The following is a 21,377-nucleotide window of genomic DNA, read 5'->3' as shown; positions in this document are numbered from 1 at the left end:
GCTCAGGACCTCGATTCACGCACAGCGGGGAGTTCCTGCAGCTTCCAGAGGCCGAGCCGGCTCGGGTCGACGTCGCCGCCGTCGGCGAAGGACTCCACCGGCTCCGGGAAGTCGAAGGGTGGCAGCCGGAGGTTCAGCCGCCGCCAGTTCCGCCCGGTGAACTGGTTCCGGTTGTGCTGGATTTCCGGATAGGTGTTGACCAGCAGCCAGTTCGCACCGGTGGCGCGGAAGTTCTCCAGCATCCGCGCCGCGTCGTGGAACGAGACGTGCACGAGGCAGTCCCGGCACAGGATCACGTCGGCCCGCGGCAGCTCGGCACGGGTCAGGTCGGCGACCTGGAACTGCCGGTGCTCGTCGGCGAACTGCTTCTGGTTCTCCTCGATCACGCTCGGCACGATGTCCACGCCGTAGTACCTGCGGACCGGGAGATCGATCCGCCGCATCCAGTTCAGGTCGCCACACGGTGCGTCGAGCAACGAGTCGGCGCGCAGGCGCTTCAGCAGGTCGGGCAGCTTCTCGCGGATGTCGACGGTGGCGCGCAGCTCGGACCCGGTGCCGGAGCCCGATTCTTCGCTGGCCCACCCGGCCGACTCGTACACCTGCGTGAACAACGCCTCGCGCGAGGTGACCCGCCACCGCAGCCGGTGCGCCACCTGGACCTGCGCGACCGCGGTCCGCGCCTTGCCGGCCAGTGCGGCCAGACGATCCTTCATCGTGCCTCCCGCCTTTCCCTCTCGTGCGGCTCGGGGAGCGGGACCAGGTACGACGTACCCCAGCCGCCGTCGGACTCGAGTTGGGCGATCACCTCGTCGGCGATGTCCCAGGTCAGAACAAGGACGACGTCCGGTCGCGCGGCCTTCAGTTCAGCGATCGGACGGATCGGCACCAGGCAGCCACCGGGGATCCGGCGGCCGTGTTTTCCGGGAGCCATGTCCACGGTGAACGGCAGCAGGTCGGTCGTGACTCTGCTCAGGTCGAGGAGCACTGGCGCCTTCGACGGGGCGCCGTACCCGAGCACTGTCCGCCCGGCGGCCTTGTGACGGGCGAGCTCGTCGTGCAGCGCGCCGGCCGCGTGCCAGGCCGCTTCCTGCAGACTGCCGAGCTGTACTTCGTCGGCGATGCCGGCCGCGTCCTCGTCCTCCAGCAGTACGGCGATCGACGCATCCGGCTTCGCGTCCGCGGCGTGCCGGAGCATCACCATCAGACTGCCGCCGAACATGTCCACCTGCCTGACCGACTCGACTGCCAGGCCGTGCAGCGCGGCGACGTTCCGCAGCGCGCGCAGTGACACGTACGCCCAGTGGCCGTGCCGGATGGTGTCGAACTGGTTGCCCACGAACAGCGGCAGCAGGTGATGGAACTCCATCACCAGCAGCCCGCCCGGCGCGAGCCGCTCGGCCCGCAGCTGCAGACTGTCGCCGTACTGCGGCTCGTGCACGATGCCGTGGACGTCGACGACCAGGTTCGCGGTCTCGCCGTCACCCGCGAGCCTGCAGTCCGCGGCGTACAGGTGGTCGAGCCAGGACCCGCCGTGCGGACTGCCGAACTCGAAGACCGTCCCGCCACTCAGCTCCGGGTAGTCGCCGAGGATCTCCTTGACCGACGTCTCGGCGTGCGCGCGGCTGGTCGCCGACTCCACGGCCAGCGGCTCCTCCGCCACCTGCGCCTCGACCGGCCCCAGCTGCACCAGCGTGCAGTCCCGGCACAGCCACAGCTCCAGCGGCCAGCGCGGATCGGGACCGGGAGCGTCCGCGGCCGGAAAGTAGTCCGCACACGGCTGCGCCCCCAGATCCACCACGGGTACGACGTTCTCCCCCGCGCACCCACGACACCTGAAGGCCACGGCCTCCCCCTTCACCATGTGAGAGTTGCTTTGGCCGTGGTGAACGCTTCGGCGTACCGCGCCCGGCACTCCATCCCGCGGATCCGGGCCAGCCCGGCGAACACCTCTTCGTCGAACCAGTCGTGCGGGACCTGGGACGGGTACGCCTTGTGCAGCAGCGCGATCTTCTCCCGCAGCTGCTCCTCGGACAGTTCGACGTACAGCCACGGCCGGCTGACGTCGCCGTCCCACTTCGGGATCTCGTAGTGCAGCACCAGGTGGTCACGCCACACCGTCGGCGCCAGCTCGGCGATCAGGCGATGGTCCTGGTGCGCGTCGGTGCGGCTCGGCGCCAGGACCAGGTCCGGCCGCCGGCCGCCGTCGGACAGCGCGCCGCGAGCCGTTGCCTCGAGCAACTCCTTGGTCTCGTTCCAGAACGCCGGCAGCCGGCCGTCCGGCAGTTCGGCCGTGGTCACGGTCACCTCGCAGTCGGGCAGGAACAGCTCCGCCGCGCGGCGGGCCTCCTCGTGACGGTGCGGTGTACCGGTCGCGATCACGAACTCGGCGGACAGCTCCGGCACCGACTCGGCCAGCTTCAGCAGCGTGCCGCCGCAGCCGATCTCGATGTCGTCCGGATGGGCGCCCACGGCCACCAGATGGACCGGCCCGTCGATCAGGCCGAGCTCGAACGGGAGCATCAGATCGCCACCACGATCGGGTCACCGGTGCTGACGACGGGTGCTTTGTCCAGCACCCGGCTCTGCTGCTCGCGGGCCTCGTGACTCCACAGCGCCCACGGCTTCTTCCCGGACCGGTACAGCTCCTCGAGCTGGCTGCGCTCCTTCAGCGTGTCCATCGGCGCCCAGAACCCGTGGTGCGGGATCGCCTCCAGCTTGCTCATCGCGGCCAGCCGCGGGAACGCGTCCCCGACCAGGTCCTCGTCCTCGTGCAGGACGTCGAAGATGTCCTTCTTGATCACGAAGTACCCGCCGTTGATCCAGACGTTCAGGTCGGCCGCCGACCGCAGCCCGGTGATCCGCGAGTCGGTGCCGAACTCGACGACGTGGAACGACGCCTGCGGCGGGACCGCGAGCAGGCTGGCGGTGATGTCGCTGGTCATCACGTGGTCGACGATCTTGTCCATCGGCGCGTCGGTCAGGACGTCGCCGTAGTTCGCCAGGAACGCGTCGTCGTCCTCCAGGTACGGCCGGATCCGGCGCAGCCGCTCACCGATGCTGGTGTCGATCCCGGTGTCGACGAAGGTGATCTTCCACTCGCTGATGTCGGAGTCGAGCAGTTCGATCCGCTGCCCGCCCTTCGTCATCACGAAGTCGTTGGACACGGTCTCCTCGTAGCGCAGGAAGTACTCCTTGACCGCGGACCCGCCGAAGCCCAGACACAGAATGAACTCGGTGTGCCCGAAATGCGCGTAGTACCGCATCACGTGCCACAGGACCGGCCGGTCGCCGATCGTCATCATCGGTTTCGGCGCGGAGTCCACCCCGCTGCGCATCCGCAGCCCGAACCCCCCGCAGAAGATCACGACCTTCATCTGACTTCCTTCCCCCCAACGCGTTTCAGATCACTTCGAGGCGCGGGATGGGTACGACGAACCGCGCGCCCCACTCCCGTGCGTAGCCGAGCTGGTGGACGATCTCCGCGCGCAGGTTCCACGGCAGGATCACGATGTAGTCGGGGCGCGTCTCGGCCAGGCGCTCCGGCGCGAAGATCGGGATGTGCGTGCCGGGCAGGAACATCCCGTGCTTGTGCGGACTGCGGTCCACCGTGTACGGCAGCAGGTCCTCGCGGATGCCGCAGTGGTTCAGCAGCGTGTTGCCCTTGCCGGGGGCGCCGTACCCGGCGACCGACTTGCCGTCGCGGCGGGCCTGGACCAGGAACTCCAGCAGGTCCGACTTGATCGTGAAGACCTCGCCGGCGAACCCCAGATGGCCCTCGACGGTGTGCAGGCCGGCGTCCTTCTCGTCCTGCAGCACCTTGCCGACGAGCTCGGTCGGCTCACCAGCTGTCTCGACCGGAGTACTGAACAGGCGCAGCGATCCCCCGTGGCTGGCCAGCTCCTGGACGTCGACGACCTTCAGACCGGCCTTCTCCAACGCGAGCGCGGCGGTCTTCAGCGTCAGGTACTGGTAGTGCTCGTGGTAGATCGTGTCGTACTGGCGACGCTCGATCAGCCGCAGCAGGTGCGGGAACTCCAGCGACACCAGACCGTCGTCCTTCACCAGCGCCCGCAGGCCCTTCGCGAAGTCGACGATGTCCGGCACGTGCGCGAACACGTTGTTGCCGACGACAAGGTCCGCCTGCCCGTGCCGGCGCGCCGCGTCCTTGCCGGTCTCCTCGCCGAGGAAGTAGCTCTCGGTCCGGATGCCCTTCTCGTTCGCGATCGCGGCGATGTTCGCGGCCGGCTCGATGCCGAGCACCGGGATGCCGAGCGCGGTCGCGTGCTGGAGCAGGTAGCCGTCGTTGCTCGCGGCCTCGACGATGAGGCTCTCCGCGCCGAGATCGAGACGCTCCTGCATGTCGACGACGAAGCGGCGGGCGTGTTCCACCCAGCTGGTCGAGTACGACGAGAAGTACAGGTAGTCGCTGAACACGTCATCCGCGGCGACGTACGCCGGGAGCTGGACCAGCAGGCAGTTGTCGCAGATCCGCACGTGCAGCGGGTAGAACGTCTCACCGCTGTCGAGCTGGTCCGCGCGCAGGTAGCTCTCGCACGGCGGCGACATGCCGAGGTCGACGAACGTGGTGGTCAGGGCGTGGCCGCAGATGCGGCAGGCAGGTGAGTCCGCCATCAGTTCATCTCCTTCGGGCCCGGGAACTGCGCGTCGGTCTGGCGGCGCAACTGGTCGTCGACCAGGCCCGCACCGAGCAGCTGCTGGATCCGGCGCAACCGCACGAACTGCGCGGAGTTGAAGTCGTCGAGCGTGAGGCCGTGCCGCTGGTAGGCGCCGTACAACTCGTCGACGCCCTTGCGGACCGTCCACTGCAGCTTCAGGTCCGGGAACGTGTCGTTGAGCTTGCCGAAGTCGACCTTGTAGTTGCGCAGGTCCGGGCCGGCGCCGTCGGCGATCGACAGCGTCGAACCGGGCACCGCCTCGCGGACCATCTCGGCGATGTCGCGGACCTGGACCACGTCCTCGGAGCGGCCGACGTTGAAGGCCTCGTCGTGGATCACCTCGCGTGGCGATTCGAGCACGGTCAGGAACGCGCGGCTGATGTCCTCGATGTGCACCAGCGGGCGCCACGGGGTACCGTCGCTCTCCAGCCGGACCTGGCCGGACGTCATCGCGATCGCGGTCAGGTTGTTGACGACGATGTCGAGCCGCAGCCGGGTCGAGGCGCCGTACGCGGTCGCGTTCCGCAGGTACGTCGGACTGAACGTGTCGTCGGCGAGCTTCGACAGCTCCTGCTCGGCGAGCGCCTTCGTCTCGCCGTACGGCGTCACCGGGAACATCTCGGCGTCCTCGGCGACCGCCTCCGACCCCGCCGCGCCGTACAGGCTGCAGGAGGACGCGAACAGGAACCGCTGCACGCCGGCGTCCTTCGCGGCCCGGGCGACGTTCAGGGTGCCGTCGAGGTTGACGGAGTACGTCGCCTGCTTGTCGAGGTTGCCGAGTGGGTCGTTGGACAGCGCGGCGAGACACACCACCGCGTCGTACCCGGACAGTTCCGCCGCGGTCACGTCCCGCATGTCCCGCGGCACCCGCGGCCCGATCGGCTCCGGTCCCCCCAGGAGGTCGCACCCTTCGTACAGCCCCGTGTCCAGCCCGTCCACCTGATGCCCGGCGGCCCGCAGGAACGGAACCATGACGGCCCCGATATATCCCCGATCCCCAGTGACCAGAACCCTCATCCGACATCCCCTCACCCCGGCACAGCCCCTGTCGACCAATACAGATCACCGGGACCGACCCCTGATACAGCGAATCAAAATTCAATCGCCGGGGAATCGGGACACCCCTCAGCGTTCCGTGGCCCGCGAGGCCCCGGCCCCGCGGGCGGGCTCTGCACGCGCCGTCCCGGCGCCGTTTGGGTGGTTCACCTCAGAAATGGTCCGTTCCCACGCGGCATACCAACTGCTCAGGGACAACATCAGGGGTGAACGCCTGGCCGGGTGCCTGGCTGGTGGTCACCGCTTGTCCGGGTCAGCCGGCGGCTCGTGCGGCGGGACGTCGAGGTCCCAGCCGCCCTCGGGCGCCGCGTCCTCGAACGGCACCCAGTCCTCCGGGCAGGCGTCGCCGAAGAGACCGGTTCGGTTTCGCCGGTGCGGAAGAGATGAGCCGGACACGTTCCGTGCTCCAGGCTACTTTCTCGCCCGGACGCTCAGCGTTCCTTCGACCGGGTGGCGCCGGGGCCGGAGGGCCGGTTCACGTTCGCCTGCGGCGCGGCGGCCGGGGGTGGCGCCGTACCGGCGGGCGGGCTGTCGCGGAGGATCTGTTGGAGAACGTCCTGGGGCATCGGCTGGCGGTGTGGGGTCGTCTGAACGCCCGGGCGCTGCGGTCCGACGCTCGGGCGACCGCCGCCGCTCAGGCCGTGGAGACTGGGCTCCTGCATGCCCCGTCGCCGCCCGAGACGCTCACCCGCGATTGCCGCCGGGTCCATGCTGCGATGGTTGTACGCCACAATCTGCCGGACGGGTTGTGCGTTCGGGTCCCGCACCACGCGACCGTCCTCGATCTTCGGCAGCGGATCGAACTCCCGATAGACCATCCGGTGCGACGGGCGCGGGCGCGCCGCCGTACCCCCTTCGTCGAAGACGTCGACCTTGATCTCGGCCGCGTCCCGCAGGTCGTGCGACGACGGGCCGTAGCTCAACTGCTTGCCGATGTAATCGCCCTCGCGACCGTCACGGAGCGCCTCCATCCCTTCCCGGAAGGCTGCGAACTCCCTGCCGGCGGCACTGTTCGGATCCTGCTTCCAGGCCGCGTAGAGCTTGTTGACCTCCTGCCGCAACTCCGGGTGAACGGTCAGGCGGTAATTCACCGCTTGTCACCGCCACCGTCGGACTCGTCCAGGCCCCACTCCTTCAGCATGTCGTCGTACGGCACGTAGTCCTCCGGGCGGGCGTTCGCGAGGCGTTCGCGGGTGAGGTCTTCCAGCTTGCGGTCGGACTCGGCGTCTTCCTTCAGGCGCTCGTACTCGGCCCACTGGTCAAAGGAAATGACCACGCCCTCGGGGCGGGGGTCGTCGCCGAAGAAGACCGGTTCGGTTTCGCCGGTGCGGAAGAGTTGCAGGATTCTGCTCAGGCTCTGACCGACGGTGGCGGTGTCGATGACGTGCAGGGTGTCACCGTTCGGCAGCTTGAACTGGGCTTCCATGATCACTCCGATGTCCGCGGGCGCGTTCACGTTCCGTGACTCAGGATACTTTCTGGGCAGATTTTCTGCGGGGAGATTTGCACAGGCTTGTATCAGCGTGGGCGGGACCTTGCTCTCAATGGCGCTGCGGTACGTGGGAGAGCCACGTCATGAGCCTGTGGGGGGCGTTATGAAGGTTGCCGTATTCGGCTTGGGGTATGTGGGGTCGGTGACGGCTGCTTGTCTGGCCGCGGCTGGGCATGACGTGTGGGGGGTCGATGTCGACACGGCGAAGGTCGAGCCGATCACCCAGGGACACAGCCCGGTCGTCGAACCAGGCCTGGACGAGCTGGTGGCGGCGGGGGCGACCGCGGGGCTGCTGCACGCGACCACCGATCCGCGGCTCGCGCTCGAGGGCGCCGATGTCTCGCTGATCTGCGTCGGTACGCCGTCCACGCCGGCGGGCAGCACCGACCTGACGTACATCAGACGCGCCGTCCGCGACATCGCCGAGGCCGCGCAGGTGGTGGTCCGGCCGGAGTCCGGGTTCCACAGCATCGTGGTCCGGAGCACCGTCCCGCCGGGCACCGTCGACGAGGTCGTCGAGCAGGTGCTCGCCGAGGTCCCGGCACCCGACGGCCTCACCTTCGGTACGGCGATGACGCCCGAGTTCCTGCGGGAGGGATCCGGGCTCGCGGACTTCTACGAGCCGCCGTTCGTGGTCGTCGGCACGCGCGACCCGAAGGTCGGCAAGGCGCTGACCGAACTGTTCGGCTTCATCGGCAAAGAGGTCCAGGTCGTCGACGTACGGACGGCGGAGGCACTCAAGTACGCCTGCAACGCGTTCCACGCCACCAAGGTCTCGTTCGCCAACGAGATGGGCCGGATCTTCCGGCACTTCGCGGTGGACTCGCGCGAGGTGATGAAGATCTTCGTCCAGGACACCAGCCTGAACATCTCGCCGTACTACCTGAAACCCGGATTCGCGTTCGGCGGCTCCTGCCTGCCGAAGGACCTGCGGTCGGTGCTGCACCTGGCCCGGATGCACGACACCGAGCTGCCGTTGCTGGCCGGCACGCTGGCCACCAACGAGCGCTCGGTCCGCGACGTCGTGGACCGCGTGATCGCCGGCCCCGGCCGCGAGATCGCGCTGCTCGGCCTGAGCTTCAAGCACGCCACCGACGACCTCCGCGAGAGCCCGAACGTCGAGCTCGCCGAACGCCTGATCGGCAAGGGCTACAACCTGCGGATCTATGACGCCATCGTGAATCCCGACCGCCTGGTCGGCGCGAACCTGCGGCACGTGCAGTCCAAGCTGCCGCACCTGCAGAAGCTGCTGACCGCCGACCCGGCCGCGGCCCTGGACGGCGCCGACCTGGCGATCGTCTCCGCGACCGACAACGCCGCGATCGACGCGCTCCTGACGACGCCGCCGGCGCGCACCATCGACCTCACCGGCAGGCTCGGTGGCGAGGTCGAGGCGCTGCCCGGATACGAAGGAGTGGGCTGGTGACCGGCCCACGCGTGCTGATCATCATCCAGAACCTCTGGGTGCCGTTCGACCGCAGGGTCTGGCTGGAGTGCCAGGCCCTGGTGGCGTCCGGGTACGACGTGACCGTCGTCTGCCCGAAGGGCCCGGGCGACCCGTCGTACCAGGTGATCGACGGCGTGACCGTGCACAAGTACAAGGCGTACGCGCCGGGTGGCAGCAAGCTCAGCTTCGTCTGGGAGTACGCGTACTCGTTCCTGATGACGCTCCGGCTGGTCTTCCGGGCCCGCAGAGCCGGCAAGTTCCAGGTGCTGCAGGCCTGCAACCCGCCGGACATCTTCTGGCCGATCGCGATGCTGCTGCGCCGCCTCGACGGGACGAAGTTCGTGTTCGACCACCACGACCTGTGCCCCGAGCTGTTCCAGTCCCGCTTCGGCGCTACGACAAGCCTTCCGTACAAGGGATTGCGGTTTCTCGAGCGGATGACGCACCGCACCGCCGACCACGTGACCTCGACCAACGACTCGTACCGCCGGATCGCGATCACCCGCAGCGGCAAGGCGGACCACGACGTGACCGTCGTCCGCACCGGACCGGACCCGGACAAGCTGCGCCGCGGCGCACCGGACGAGTCGCTCCGCCGCGGCCACCGGTACCTGGTCACCTACATCGGCGTGATGGGTCCGCAGGACGGTGTCGACATCGTGGTCCGCGCGGCCGACCACATCGTCCGCAAGCTCGGCCGCACCGACATCGCGTTCACCCTGATGGGTGGCGGCGACTCGTTCGACGACGTGGTCGCGCTGCGGGACGAGCTGCTGCTCGGCGAGTACGTCGAGTTCACCGGCCGCGTCCCGGACGAGACCGTCCGGGCGGTGATGTCGACCGCGGACCTCGGTCTCTCGCCCGACCCGAAGAATCCGCTGAACGACGTCTCGACGATGAACAAGACGATGGAGTACATGGCGTTCGAGCTCCCGGTCGTCGCCTTCGACCTGATCGAGACCAAGGTGTCCGCCGCGGACGCCGCCGTGTACGTCGAGCCGAACGACGTCGCGAAGTACGGCGAGGCGATCGTCGAACTGCTCGACGACGAGGTCCGCCGGCGCCGGATGGCCAGGCTCGGCCGTGAGCGGGTCGAGCAGGTGCTGGCCTGGAAGCACCAGCAAAAGGCGTACGTCGGGGTGTTCGACCAGCTCACCGGATATGTCAGCCGCGTCAGCGACGCCGGTCGCGTGACGAACGCGACGGGGTCCTGACGTGTGCGGCATCGCCGGCTGCTACCAGCAGCGTGACGGCTTCGCGCTCGCGGAGGTGATGAGCCGGCGGATCGCCCACCGCGGGCCGGACGCCGCCCGGGTGTACGCATTCGAGGAGGCCGACGTCCGCGCTGTCCTGGCGCATCGCCGGTTGTCGATCATCGACCTGTCGGCCGCGGCTGACCAGCCGTTCAGCAAGCAGGGTCTGACGATCTGCTACAACGGCGAGCTCTACAACTACAAGGAACTGCGCACCGAGCTGTCCCGGACCGGAGTGCACTTCCGGACCAGCTCCGACACCGAAGTGGTGCTCGAGGCCTGGCGCCGCTGGGGTCCGGACGCGCTGAAGCGTTTCCGCGGCATGTTCGCGTTCGCGATGCTCGACGAGGACAGCGGCAGCATGTACCTCGCCCGCGATCCGCTCGGCATCAAGCCGCTGTACTTCCTGCGCCGTCAGGGCGGTGTGGTCTTCGCGTCCGAGCTGAAGGCCATCGTGTCCGCGGTCGGCTCCGAACTGCGCACCGAGCCCGGTGCGCTGATCGCGTCGATGCTCTACTACTGGCTGCCCGAGCAGCGGTGTGCGATCGACGGCGTCGAGAAGCTGCCGCCGGGTTCGTGGTCGGAGTTCCGGCCGGACGGTTCCAGCCGGCACGAGACGTACTGGCGGGTGACGGACGTCGCCACAGAGGCCGCGGCCGGTCCGCGGGCCGATCTGCGGCAGGTGATCGAGGAGTCCGTCGCGGCACACCTCGTGGCCGACGTACCGGTGTCGACGTTCCTGAGTGGTGGGCTGGATTCCAGTCTGGTCACGGTGCTGGCGAAGCGGATGGATCCGGGGATCGACTCGTACACGATCACGTTCCGGGCGCAGGACCAGAAGCTCGAGGCGATGCCGGACGACGCGATCTACGCGCGCAAGCTGGCGCAGCAGTTCGGGATCGACCTGCACGAGATCGAGATCGCGCCCGATGTCGTCGAGCTGCTGCCGCGGATCGTCGACATCCTGGACGAGCCGATCGGCGACCCGGCCGCGATCAACACCCTGCTGATGTGCGACACCGCGCGGGACGCCGGCGTGAAGGTCCTGCTCTCCGGGATGGGCGCGGACGAGCTCTTCGGTGGCTACCGCAAGCACCTGGCCTGCGTGATGGGAGCGCAGTACCAGCGGCTTCCCGGCGTACTGCGGAACGGTCTGATCGGACCCGCCGTACGACGGCTCCCGGTGACCGTCAACGGCCGCGGACTGCGCTATGCGCGCTGGGCCAAGCGGTTCGAGACGTTCGCGAACCTGCCGGAGGAGACCGCGTTCCGGCGCAGCTACACGATGTACGACGCCGACCAGCTGGCCGGCTTGATCAGTCCGGATCTGGACCCGTACGTCGGCAAGCTGCTCGCCGAGCACAGCGACATCTACCACGACACCACGCTCGAAGACCACGTGAACCGGATGTGCCTGGCGGACTCCCGGATGTTCCTCCCGGGACTCAACCTCGCCTACACCGACCGCTCCAGCATGGCGGCCTCGACAGAGGTACGGACGCCGTTCGTGGACCCGGTCGTCGCGCGCGCGGCGTTCTCGGTCCCGGGCAGCGAGAAGATCCACCGCCGGGTGAGCAAGCTGGCGTTGAAGAAGGCCGCCGAGGCGTGGCTGCCGAAGGAGATCATCTACCGGCCGAAGGCATCGTTCAGCGCGCCGCTGCGGGCGTGGGTGCGGAACGACCTGCGGGAGCTCGTCGACGACGTGCTGCTGCGCGGCGAGCTGGTCGGGAGCGGGTTCTTGCGGCAGAGCGCCGTACAGCAGCTGGTCGACGACGAGCGGGCCGGGCGCGAGGACTACTCGAAACAGATCTGGCAGTTGCTGACGCTCGAAACCTGGACTCGCCACATGCGCTCGCTGGGCGTAACGGTGACCTCTCTCTGAAGGACTGACATGAAGCAGGTTGCGCAGAACTACAAGTCCGGCGAGCTGGCGGTACTCGACGTACCGCCGCCCGGGTGTGCGCCGGGTGGCGTGCTGGTCCGCTCGCTGTACTCGCTGATCTCCACCGGGACCGAGCTGATGAAGGTCGGCGAGGCCAAGCTGTCGCTGGTCGGCAAGGCCAAGGCGCGGCCGGACCAGGTGAAGAAGGTGCTGGACACGGTCTCCCAGCAGGGCTTGATGAACACCTACAAGAAGGTGATGAACAAGCTCGACTCGTACACGCCGCTGGGCTACTCGCTGTGTGGCGTGGTGGTCGAGGTCGGGGCCGGCGCCGAGGAGTTCGGTGTCGGGCAGCTGGTTGCTGCCGCGGGCAACGAGTTCGCGCTGCATGCGGAGTACAACTGGGTGCCGCTGAACCTGTGCGTTCCGGTGCCGGACGGGGTGCCGGCCGAGCAGGCAGCGTTCTCCACGGTGGGCGCGATCGCGATGCAGGGGGTGCGGCAGGCCGAGGTGCAGCTGGGTGACACCGCCGTGGTGATCGGGCTGGGGCTGGTCGGGCAGCTGGTGGTGCGGTTGCTGGTGGCCGCTGGGGTGCGGGTGTTCGGCATCGACACCGTCGAGGATCGGTGCCGGATGGCGGAGAAGGCGGGAGCGCTGCATTGCTCGTCTCCTGACGAGGCGGGCGTCGCATCGCTCGAGCGGGCGCTGCTGGAGGCATCCAACGGGCTCGGTGCCGACCACATCCTGCTGGCCGCCGGCGGTCACTCGAACGGACCGGTGGAAACCGCGGCGCGACTGGCGCGTGACCGGGCCCGCGTCGTCGACATCGGCAAGACGAAGCTCGACCTGCCGTGGAACGCGTACTACGACAAGGAGCTGGACGTCCGGTTCTCGCGTTCGTACGGGCCAGGCCGGTACGACGACCGCTACGAGCTGCAGGGCATCGACTACCCCGCCGGCTACGTCCGCTGGACCGAACGCCGCAACCTCGAGTGCTTCATCGACCTGATCGCCCGCGAACAGATCGACGTCGGCTCCCTGATCGCCGGCCAGTTCCCGATCACCGACGCCACCAACGTCTACCAGCAACTCAGCACCGGCGCCCTCCCCGGTGTCGGCTTCCTCTTCGAGTACCCGAAACCGGAGGAAGCAGCCGAGACCGGACAGGGCGCGGGCGTCGCGGACAGCGCACCCACTGGCAGCGGCGCTCTGGAGACCTCCCACCGGCGGGAGCCGGCCGGGCGACCGGCTCCCGCCGGTGCACCACGGATGGGGTTCATCGGCGCAGGCAACTACGCCTCGAGCATGCTCCTGCCGCACCTGCAGCGGGACGAGAACGCCGTGCTCGGCCGCGTCGCCACCAACAAATCGTTGTCGGCCGCGAACGCCCAACGCCGCTTCGGCTTCCAGACCGTCTCCACCAACGCCGACGAGGTGCTGAACGACGACACCTTGGACGCGATCTTCGTCGTCACCCGGCACAGCTCACACGCCGATCTCACCTGCCGCGCTCTGGAAACCGGCAAGGCCGTCTTCGTCGAGAAGCCACTCGCCCTGACCGACGACGAGCTCGACCGGATCGTCGAAACAGTGGATGCCACCGGCAACGACCGCCTGATGGTCGGCTTCAACCGCCGGTTCGCCCCGCTGCTCACCGACCTGAAGACCCGCTTCGGCGACCCCGGCGGCAACTTCTCCCTCCGGTACCTCGTGAACGCGGGCAAGCTGGACTCGACCAGCTGGTACCTCGACGCCGGCAAGGAAGGCAGCCGGTTCGCCGGTGAAGGCGGGCATTTCATCGACACCCTCGGCTGGTGGCTCGACAGCCTTCCCACCGAGGTGTACGCCGTACCCGGGCCCGAGGCCGGCGACGTCGTCATCACGCTGCGGTTCGCCAACGGTTCGGTCGGCACGATCAGCTACGTCGGCGGTGGCAGCAGCCGGTTCCCGAAGGAGACGATCGACATCACCGGCGGCGGCCGGAACGCGCGGTTCGACAACTTCCAGAGCGCCTCGGTGTGGTCCGGCCGCAAACCGTCCACGCGGAAGTCCCGCAGTACCGACAAGGGGCAGCGGGCCGAGCTGGCGGCGTTCGTGGCCGCGGTGAAATCCGGTGGGCCGATGCCGATCTCCTTCGACTCGCTGGTCGCCACCACCCGGGCCACCATCGCGGTGGACCGAAGCCTGGCAAGCGGTAGGGCCGAGTCGATTCTGTCCCCACCCCACCGCCCCGGTCTGGGGACGGTGTGAGCCGCCAGCCTCTGGGCTGGTACGTCCGGCGCCTCCGCCGGATGTCTCCCACCGAACTCATCTGGCGCGGTCGCGACACCGCGCGGCGTACTGTCTGGGCCTACCAACAGGTGCGGCCCGGGGAGGACCTGAAGAACGGTCTGCCGGTCCGGCGGGATCGCACGTTCGCTGTGACGCTCGACGCGCGCACGGCGTGCGCCGTACCCGAGGAAGCCCGCAAGGCGGTCATCGAGACCGCCGACGCGATCATGGACGGCAACCTGGAGGTACTAGGTGTCGAGCGCACCGACCTGCGCGCACCGGACTGGTTCCGCGACCCGACGACGGGCCGGCGTTCCGACCCGGCGCAGTACGTTTTCAAGCTGAACCACCGCAACGAGGAGGTGGTCGGCAACATCAAGCAGGTGTGGGAGTTGTCCCGCCACCACCACCTCACCCAGCTGGCCGCGGCGTGGTTCCTGACGCACGACGACAGGTACGCCGAACGCGTCGCCGACCACCTGACGGACTGGTGGCGGTCGAACCCGTTCCTGTCCGGTGTCCATTGGGCCAGCGGCATCGAGATCGGCCTCCGCCTGATCAGCTGGACCTGGATCCGCCGCCTGCTGAACGACTGGCCGGATATCACCGAACTGTTCGAGCACAACGTCCTGGCCCTCCAGCAGATCTACTGGCACCAGCGGTACCTCGCCGCGTTCCGGAGTCACGGCTCGTCGGCGAACAACCACGTGATCGCCGAGGCTGCCGGCCAACTGGTCGGCGCTTGTGCGTTCCCCTGGTTCGCCAAGAGTGCCCGCTGGCGGCAGGACGCCGCAGCCCTGCTGGAGACGCAGCTCGACGCCAACACGTTCCCGTCCGGGGTGAACCGTGAGCTGGCCACCGACTACCACCATTTCGTCTCCGAGCTTGGCCTGTACGCCGCTCTGGAGGCGGACACCGCCGGTCATCCACTCAGCCGCCACACCTGGGATCTGCTGACTCGCAGCGTCGACGTCGCCGCAGCGATCGTCGACACCACCCTGCGCCCGCCACGCCAGGGAGACGACGACGAAGGCATGGTGCTGGTGCTGGACCCGCCAGACATCAGCACGTGGTCGGCGTACCTCTCCCTGGGAGCCGCTGTAGTCGGCAGCGCACCTTGGTGGCCAGCCAGCCCACCTACCGCTACCTCGGTCATAGTTGGCGCATTGGTCAACGGCAAACGACCGGACCGTCCCAACAAACGTCCGAATCACTTCCAGGACGCCGGTCTGACGATTCTGCGTAGCCAAGACACCGGTCCGGAGATCTGGTGCCGTGCGGACGCCGGTCCGCACGGTTTCCTCTCCATTGCCGCCCACGCGCACTCAGATGCGCTCTCGCTCGAGGTCCGCGTCGACGGCGTCGACATCCTCGCCGACCCGGGTACGTACTGCTACCACGGTGAGGAGGAGTGGCGTAACTACTTCCGCTCCACCATCGCCCACAACACCGTCGAAGTAGCCGGCAGCGAGCAGTCCACCTGGGGTGGCCCGTTCCTCTGGCTCCGCGGAGCGACAGGCAAGGTACTGCGCTACTCCACGGGCTCCTGGGACGCCGAACACGACGGCTACAAGGTCGGGGACCTTCCCGTCACCCACCGGCGTACGGCGGTACTCGACGACGGTGTGCTGCGCGTCGAAGACCGGCTCGATGCCAGCTCCGACGTCCGGATCGCCTGGCATCTGGGGCCTGAGGTGTCCGTGGCGCTCGACGGCTCGACCGGACTGCTGGACTGGCCGACCGGCTCGGCCGTGGTCGAGTTGCCCGCCGGGCTGGAGTGGACGACGTACCGCGGCAGCAACAGTCCGCTGCTGGGCTGGTACTCCCCGCGTTTCGGTCACAAGGTCCCGGCCACCACGCTGGTGGGATCCGGTCGATTGGCCGCCAATGCGCCTGCGACCAGCACGTTCTCGTTCCGACACTGACGCCGGAACGGTGTATCACCGCTGACTCCGGACCCCTCTATTACCTCGAACCGAACCACGTTCGCCTGGAGGGGGCCTTGTGAGTGGTCAGCAGCTCGACGTCAAGAAGTCTTGGCGGGCAATCCGCAGACATCGCCTGATCGTGGCGGCGGTGGCTGCCGTCGGGCTGCTCGGTGGACTCGCCTACGGGTTCGTCGTCCCCGCGATGCACACCGCCACCTCGCTCGTCGTACTGCCACCCCCTCCGGCGACCGACACGCAGACGTCCACCGGCGCCGGTACCCAGAGCATCGACACGCAGGTCTTCATCGCGGACAGCGAACCGGTGCTGAAGAGCGCCGGCCAGAACCTGACGCCGGCGCTGTCCACGGAGCAGGTCCGCGCGCTGGTGAAGGTCACCGCTGTCACCGACGAGGTGATCAAGATCGATGCGAAGGGAACCACGCCACAACAGGCGATGCGACTGGCGAACGCCGTCGCCGAGGTCTACCTGGTCTTCGTCACCACCGACCAGAAGCTGCCCGGCGACCTGGGGAAGAAAACGGGGGCACGTGTGTTGGAGCAAGCGACCACAGCACGAGGCGGCAACATCATGGTCCACCTCGGCATCCTGGGCCTGCTCGGCGCGTTGATCGGCGCCGCCGCCGGCTCGATCGGCGTGCTGGCCAAGGTCCGCGGTGACCGGCGGCTGCGACTGCGGGACGAGATCTCGGACTCCGTCGGGCTGCCGGTGCTCGCGTCGGTCTCGTCGTACCAGGCGAACGACGTGTCGGACTGGACCTATCTGCTCGAGCACTACTCGCCGACCGCGGTCGAGGCATGGAGTCTGCGCAAGACCCTGCACCACCTCGGTCTCGACGTCCGCGGTGGCGATCCGGTCTCGCTGACCGTGCTCTCCTTCGCCGGCGACGACAAGGCCCGGTCGCTCGGCCCGCAGCTGGCGGCGCTGGCCAACTCGATCGGCCTCACCGCCTCGATCGTGGTCGACGCGCACCAGGAGCCCGCGGGCGACTCCGCACTGACCATCCACCTGGTCGTCGTCGACCGCGACGCGCCGGACCTGGACGGCTCCGAGCGCACCACGAACACGATCATCGCGCTGTCGTCCGGCGTCGTGACGGCCGAGGAACTCGCCCGGCTCGCGGTCGCCGCGGCCGCGAACGACCGCACCATCGACGGCCTGGTCGTCACCGACCCGGACCCGACGGACCGCACGATCGGCCGGGTCTCGCAGTCGACGCGCCGCTCCAGCTCACGGCTGCCAACCCTCCTGTCCGGCACGGCTAGGAGGACCAAGTGAGCAACCAGCCGTACGACGACGAAGCGGTCGTCCGCGAGCCGGTCTGGGCGGACGACGACGGTCTGTTCGACAACGAGCGGTCCACCTCGTTCCCGCCGGACGCACTGGTCACCTTCCGGTTCGTCCGGGACGCGCTGCGCCGGCACCTGCGGATCTGGCTGGCGTTCGCACTCGTCGGCCTTGCGCTCGGTCTGGCATCGACCGTCGCGGTACCCGCGGCCAGTACGTCGCAGACTCGCTTGCTGCTCACCCATCGCGACGGTGAGGACCCGGCGAAGGCGATGGCCACCGACGTCAGCCTGGCCACCACGCATACGGTGGCCCAGCGGGTGATCGACCTGCTGAAGCTGCAGGTGACCCCGGACGACCTGCTCAAGGAATACAACGCGTCCGCCTCGACGGACCGCGTCATGCAGATCAACGCCAAGGGCAAGACCGACGCAGAGTCGAGCAAGCTGGCCACGGCCATCGCCCAGGTGTTCCTCGTCTACCGCAAGCAGCAGATCGCCTTGCAGGACGCGCCCGTGCAGCAGGATCTGACGGCCGCGAACGACGACGTCGCCGCGGCCGAGCGCGCGGTCAAGGCCGCCGGTGACGACCCGGACAACATGCAGCGCCCGAACAGCGTGGCCGGCACCCGGCTCGCGGCCGCTCGTGAGCGCCAGCAGTACGTGCGCCAGCAGTTGCTCGACGAGCAGGTCCAGACGTCGCGGATGAACAGCAGCCGGATCCTCGACGTGGCCGCGCCGGTCCCGGTGTCGGAGAAGCGGACGATCGTGATCAACGCCGGCACCGGCCTGATCGCCGGACTGTTCCTCGGCATCGGTTTCGTGATCGTCCGCGCGCTGATCTCCGACCGGCTGTGGAAGCGCCAGGACATCGCCCACGCGCTCGGAGCGCGGGTCCGGCTCAGCATCGCCCGGCCGCGGCGCCGGCTGCGGCGGAACAAGCTCGGCGCCGACCAGCACGGGCCCGAGAACCAGCTGATCGTCCAGCACCTCGACCACCGGATCTTCTGGGGTGAGCGGCCGACGCCCGCGCTGACCGTGGTCGGCGTGGACGACCTGCACACGTGTGCGCTGGCAGTGGCCTCGCTCGCGGTGTCGCTCGCCGAGGACGGCAAGCGGATCCTGGTGGCCGACCTCACCGAGTCGGGCAAGGTCGCCCGGATGCTCGGTGTCAAGACGCCCGGCACCCACGAGTCACGGTTCAGCGAGGCCGGGCGCCGCATTGACGTCCATCGCGCCGATCCGGCCGGTGGTCCCGCCGAGGGCGCATACCTGCGGCTCAGCGACAGCAACCGTCCGGCACAGTCCGACAACGTCGCGCTGGACGCGTCCTGGGAGGTCGCCGACCTGGTCCTCAGCCTCGCCACGCTGACCCCGGAGCTCGGTGCGGACCACCTCGCGACCTGGGCGTCGCACGCCGCCGTGGTGGTGACTGCGGGCGAGTGCACCGCAACCAGGATCCAGGCGACCGGCGAGATGCTCCGCCTGGCCGGGCTCGAGATCAGCACCGCGATCGTCCTGCGCCCGGACCGGACCGACGAGAGCGTCGGCGTGGCCGAGGCCGAGTCCGGCCGTAGCCGGGCCGTCGACGTGGGCATGTTCAGCCGATGACGACACTCGCCGATCGGCTCGGCAACCACCTGCAGCTGGTCACGCGGCTCGGCCCCCGGACGACGCGGCGGGTCGTCGCCCCGGAGGTGCGTCGGCGCCGCCGGGTGCAGCTGACCTGGGCGCTGCTGGTGCTGAACGTGATGACGTTCTTCCCGGGCGCCCCGCACCTGCTGCCGATCCCGGGCTCGGTGGGCAAGCTGATCGCCCAGGGAGCCCTGGTCGGTGCGCTCGTAATGGTGCTGTCGGTGAACCGCCCGGTCCGGATCCGCCGCAGCGTGTACGTCGCTCTGCTGCTCACGCTGGCCGTCGAAGGACTACTGGCCAGCATCCGGGCGGAGTTCCTCCTGGGCGCACTGTTCCGCGCCGGACGGCTCTGCGGATTCGCACTGGTGCTCTGGCTGCTGACCCCGTGGTGGACCCGCCGCGACCTCCTGCTGGTGCGCACGCATCTCCTGGTGCTGTGGACGATCGTCGGCTCGGTCGTGATCGGCCTGATGGTGTCGCCCGGGCTGGCGATGACCGAGAACCGGCTCGGCGGCACGCTCTGGCCGATCCCGCCGACGCAGGTCGGTCACTACTCCGCGGTCGCCATCGGCATCACGATCGTGCTCTGGATGTCAGGCCTGCTCCGGCGCGGTGTCGCGTTGACCAGCGTCCTGGTGTGTACCGGCGTACTGCTGCTGACCCATACCCGGACCGCCCTGGTCGCGCTGCTCGCCGGCGTCACGATCGCCGGGCTGAGCCTGTTCACCGCACGCTCACGGGTCCGCAAGGCCTTCGCGATCGGCCTGGTGGTGTTCACCCTCGGCGCGCTCAGCCTCGGCTCGGTGGTGACGACCTGGCTGGCGCGCGGGCAGGACACCAAGGAGCTCGGTGCGCTGACCGGGCGCAAGGCGGTCTGGGACTCGATACTGGCCCAGCCGCGAACCACCTTCGAGACCCTGTTCGGCTTCGGCCTGTCGAACAAGTCGTTCAACGGCCTGCCGATCGACAGCAACTGGCTCGGTACGTACTACGACGTCGGACTGGTCGGCTGTGCGCTCACGATCACGCTGGTGCTGTTCGTGCTGACCGCCGCCTGGTTCCGGCCGCAGGGCCCGCAGCGGGCGCTCGCACTCTTCCTGGTCGCCTACTGCGTCGTCGCCTCGTTCACCGAGAGCGGGCTCAGCGAGGCGTCGCCGTACCTGCTGGAACTGACGCTGGCCGCCTCGCTGGTGTACTCCTCCTCGACCCGTGAAGGACCGCGATGAAGATCCTGATGGTGCACAACCGGTACCGCTCGACCGCGCCGAGCGGCGAGAACCGGGTCGTCGACCAGGAGAGCGCGGCGCTCGCCGCGGCGGGTCACAGCGTCCGGCACTTCGAACGGCACAGCGACGACATCGAGGACTGGCCGGCCCTCAAGAAGGCGACACTGCCGGCCCGGGTCGTCTGGAGCCGGGCGGCCCGGCACGACCTCGCCCGTGACCTGTTCCGGCACCGGCCCGACGTGGTGCACATCCACAACACGTTCCCGCTGCTCAGTCCGTCGGTGCTGTACGCGTGCCGCCTGGCGGGCGTACCGGCCGTGGTGACACTGCACAACTACAAGCTGCTCTGCGCGAGCGGCGACTTCTTCCGGGACGGCAACGTCTGCCACAGCTGCGCGGGCGGCAACCCGGCCAGCGGCGTACTGCACCGTTGCTACCGGGGATCCGCGCTCGCGACCGGGACCACGGTGCTCAACACCCGCGGTCACCGCGGCAGCTGGCGCGACCTGGTGTCGGCGTACATCTTCATCTCCGACTCGCAGCGCCGCCTGATGGCCGGGATGGACTTCGACCCCGAGCGCACCTTCGTCAAGTACAACCTCGTCCCGTACGACGGCCCGGTCGGCGGACCGCGGCAGCGCCAGGTCACGTACGTCGGCCGGCTCGACGCGGCCAAGGGCGCACCGCTGCTGATGAAGGGCTGGGACGCGTACCGCGCGGCCGCCGGCGACGACGCCCTGCGCCTGGTGATCGCCGGTGGTGGACCGATGCTCGAGCAGGTGAAGGCCTGGGCGGCCGCGCGTCCGTCGGTCGAGCTGCGCGGCCTGATGAGCAAGCCCGAGGTGTTCCAGCTGATCGCCGGCTCTCGCGCGGTGGTGCTGCCGTCGGAGTGGGAGGAGACGTTCGGACTGGTGGTCGTCGAGGCGATGGCCGTCGGCGTGCCGCCACTGGCGTCCGGCCACGGATCGTTCCCCGAACTGATCACCGACGGCGTCGACGGCGCCCTGTTCGAGCCGGGCGACCCGGACAACATGGCCAAGCTGCTGCTCGACGTCGACGCCTCCCCCGAGCGGTACGCCGAACTCGGCCGGCAGGCGCGCACGACGTACGAGAACCACCACCGGACCGATCAGAACGTGGAGCGGCTGCTCGACATCTATCGCTTCGCGATCGCCAACCCAGCCGCCCGCCACTGAGTCCGAGCCC

General features: G+C 68.9%; 18 protein-coding genes. 9 read left to right on the top strand and 9 right to left on the bottom strand.

The annotated features are described in order from the left end of the window. Nucleotides 1–2: 2 nt before the first annotated feature. From ACFYRH_RS12115 to ACFYRH_RS12075, 9 genes are all read right to left on the bottom strand, one after another. A complete protein-coding gene (locus ACFYRH_RS12115; protein ID WP_387772317.1) occupies nt 3–713 on the bottom strand; it encodes a class I SAM-dependent methyltransferase in 711 nt (236 codons plus the stop codon). Then, nucleotides 710–1,861, bottom strand: a complete 1,152-nt coding sequence (locus ACFYRH_RS12110) for a methyltransferase C-terminal domain-containing protein (protein ID WP_387772314.1) — start codon at nt 1,859–1,861, stop codon at nt 710–712. Before ACFYRH_RS12110 ends, ACFYRH_RS12115 begins: the two co-directional genes overlap by 4 nt. Next, nucleotides 1,855–2,520, bottom strand: coding sequence for a PIG-L deacetylase family protein (locus tag ACFYRH_RS12105; protein WP_387772310.1), 666 nt, complete (start codon nt 2,518–2,520; stop codon nt 1,855–1,857). The genes ACFYRH_RS12110 and ACFYRH_RS12105 overlap by 7 nt, the downstream gene beginning before the upstream one ends. Next, complete coding sequence (locus ACFYRH_RS12100) at nt 2,520–3,374, bottom strand: glucose-1-phosphate cytidylyltransferase (protein ID WP_387772307.1); 855 nt, start codon at nt 3,372–3,374, stop codon at nt 2,520–2,522. Before ACFYRH_RS12100 ends, ACFYRH_RS12105 begins: the two co-directional genes overlap by 1 nt. Nucleotides 3,375–3,399: 25 nt before the next feature. Then, the gene (locus ACFYRH_RS12095; protein WP_387772305.1) at nt 3,400–4,632 is read right to left on the bottom strand and encodes a class I SAM-dependent methyltransferase; all 1,233 of its coding nucleotides are present in this window, start codon (nt 4,630–4,632) and stop codon (nt 3,400–3,402) included. Beyond that, the gene (locus ACFYRH_RS12090) at nt 4,632–5,693 is read right to left on the bottom strand and encodes an NAD-dependent epimerase/dehydratase family protein (RefSeq protein ID WP_387772302.1); all 1,062 of its coding nucleotides are present in this window, start codon (nt 5,691–5,693) and stop codon (nt 4,632–4,634) included. Before ACFYRH_RS12090 ends, ACFYRH_RS12095 begins: the two co-directional genes overlap by 1 nt. A gap of 276 nt (nt 5,694–5,969) precedes the next feature. Further along, nucleotides 5,970–6,128: a hypothetical protein gene (locus tag ACFYRH_RS12085; protein ID WP_387772299.1), complete on the bottom strand. Its 159-nt coding sequence runs from the start codon at nt 6,126–6,128 to the stop codon at nt 5,970–5,972. 35 nt (nt 6,129–6,163) lie between these two features. Further along, the gene (locus ACFYRH_RS12080; RefSeq protein ID WP_387772297.1) at nt 6,164–6,823 is read right to left on the bottom strand and encodes a hypothetical protein; all 660 of its coding nucleotides are present in this window, start codon (nt 6,821–6,823) and stop codon (nt 6,164–6,166) included. Then, nucleotides 6,820–7,158 (bottom strand): hypothetical protein, encoded by a 339-nt coding sequence (locus tag ACFYRH_RS12075; RefSeq protein ID WP_387772295.1) that lies wholly within the window; start codon nt 7,156–7,158, stop codon nt 6,820–6,822. The genes ACFYRH_RS12080 and ACFYRH_RS12075 overlap by 4 nt, the downstream gene beginning before the upstream one ends. 169 nt (nt 7,159–7,327) lie before the next feature. Here ACFYRH_RS12075 and ACFYRH_RS12070 point away from each other — a divergent pair, with 169 nt between their 5' ends. The 9 genes from ACFYRH_RS12070 to ACFYRH_RS12030 all read left to right on the top strand — a co-directional run bounded on the left by ACFYRH_RS12070 (nt 7,328) and on the right by ACFYRH_RS12030 (nt 21,367). Further along, a complete protein-coding gene (locus ACFYRH_RS12070; protein WP_387772292.1) occupies nt 7,328–8,650 on the top strand; it encodes a UDP-glucose dehydrogenase family protein in 1,323 nt (440 codons plus the stop codon). Beyond that, complete coding sequence (locus tag ACFYRH_RS12065; protein ID WP_387772289.1) at nt 8,647–9,885, top strand: glycosyltransferase family 4 protein; 1,239 nt, start codon at nt 8,647–8,649, stop codon at nt 9,883–9,885. Before ACFYRH_RS12070 ends, ACFYRH_RS12065 begins: the two co-directional genes overlap by 4 nt. A 1-nt stretch (nt 9,886) precedes the next feature. Further along, nucleotides 9,887–11,806, top strand: a complete 1,920-nt coding sequence (gene asnB, locus ACFYRH_RS12060; RefSeq protein ID WP_387772286.1) for an asparagine synthase (glutamine-hydrolyzing) — start codon at nt 9,887–9,889, stop codon at nt 11,804–11,806. Nucleotides 11,807–11,815: 9 nt separating this feature from the next. After that, entirely contained in the window at nt 11,816–14,056 is a 2,241-nt protein-coding gene (locus ACFYRH_RS12055) for a bi-domain-containing oxidoreductase (protein WP_387772283.1), read from the top strand. Beyond that, nucleotides 14,053–16,002: an alginate lyase family protein gene (locus ACFYRH_RS12050; RefSeq protein WP_387772280.1), complete on the top strand. Its 1,950-nt coding sequence runs from the start codon at nt 14,053–14,055 to the stop codon at nt 16,000–16,002. Before ACFYRH_RS12055 ends, ACFYRH_RS12050 begins: the two co-directional genes overlap by 4 nt. A gap of 79 nt (nt 16,003–16,081) precedes the next feature. Then, nucleotides 16,082–17,302: a Wzz/FepE/Etk N-terminal domain-containing protein gene (locus ACFYRH_RS12045; RefSeq protein ID WP_387772277.1), complete on the top strand. Its 1,221-nt coding sequence runs from the start codon at nt 16,082–16,084 to the stop codon at nt 17,300–17,302. Then, entirely contained in the window at nt 17,299–18,921 is a 1,623-nt protein-coding gene (locus ACFYRH_RS12040; protein WP_387772274.1) for a YveK family protein, read from the top strand. Before ACFYRH_RS12045 ends, ACFYRH_RS12040 begins: the two co-directional genes overlap by 4 nt. Next, nucleotides 18,918–20,171 (top strand): O-antigen ligase family protein, encoded by a 1,254-nt coding sequence (locus ACFYRH_RS12035; RefSeq protein ID WP_387772271.1) that lies wholly within the window; start codon nt 18,918–18,920, stop codon nt 20,169–20,171. The genes ACFYRH_RS12040 and ACFYRH_RS12035 overlap by 4 nt, the downstream gene beginning before the upstream one ends. Next, on the top strand, nt 20,168–21,367 hold the full coding sequence (locus tag ACFYRH_RS12030) for a glycosyltransferase (RefSeq protein WP_387772268.1): 1,200 nt from the start codon (nt 20,168–20,170) through the stop codon (nt 21,365–21,367). Before ACFYRH_RS12035 ends, ACFYRH_RS12030 begins: the two co-directional genes overlap by 4 nt. The last annotated feature ends 10 nt before the right edge of the window (nt 21,368–21,377 follow it).

The sequence above is a fragment of the Kribbella sp. NPDC004875 genome (genome assembly GCF_042873375.1).
Classification (GTDB): Bacteria; Actinomycetota; Actinomycetes; order Propionibacteriales; family Kribbellaceae; genus Kribbella.
This window is presented reverse-complemented; position numbering and strand designations above follow the sequence as displayed.

Bases quoted from the DNA above. Each gene is read 5' to 3' on its own strand.
- ACFYRH_RS12095 (WP_387772305.1), bottom strand. From the start codon at position 4,632: ATGGCGGACTCACCTGCCTGCCGCATCTGCGGCCACGCCCTGACCACC.
- ACFYRH_RS12115 (WP_387772317.1), bottom strand. From the start codon at position 713: ATGAAGGATCGTCTGGCCGCACTGGCCGGCAAGGCGCGGACCGCGGTC.
- ACFYRH_RS12035 (WP_387772271.1), top strand. From the start codon at position 18,918: ATGACGACACTCGCCGATCGGCTCGGCAACCACCTGCAGCTGGTCACG.
- ACFYRH_RS12110 (WP_387772314.1), bottom strand. From the start codon at position 1,861: ATGGTGAAGGGGGAGGCCGTGGCCTTCAGGTGTCGTGGGTGCGCGGGG.
- ACFYRH_RS12105 (WP_387772310.1), bottom strand. From the start codon at position 2,520: ATGCTCCCGTTCGAGCTCGGCCTGATCGACGGGCCGGTCCATCTGGTG.
- ACFYRH_RS12030 (WP_387772268.1), top strand. From the start codon at position 20,168: ATGAAGATCCTGATGGTGCACAACCGGTACCGCTCGACCGCGCCGAGC.
- ACFYRH_RS12055 (WP_387772283.1), top strand. From the start codon at position 11,816: ATGAAGCAGGTTGCGCAGAACTACAAGTCCGGCGAGCTGGCGGTACTC.
- ACFYRH_RS12075 (WP_387772295.1), bottom strand. From the start codon at position 7,158: ATGGAAGCCCAGTTCAAGCTGCCGAACGGTGACACCCTGCACGTCATC.
- ACFYRH_RS12090 (WP_387772302.1), bottom strand. From the start codon at position 5,693: ATGAGGGTTCTGGTCACTGGGGATCGGGGATATATCGGGGCCGTCATG.
- ACFYRH_RS12100 (WP_387772307.1), bottom strand. From the start codon at position 3,374: ATGAAGGTCGTGATCTTCTGCGGGGGGTTCGGGCTGCGGATGCGCAGC.
- ACFYRH_RS12070 (WP_387772292.1), top strand. From the start codon at position 7,328: ATGAAGGTTGCCGTATTCGGCTTGGGGTATGTGGGGTCGGTGACGGCT.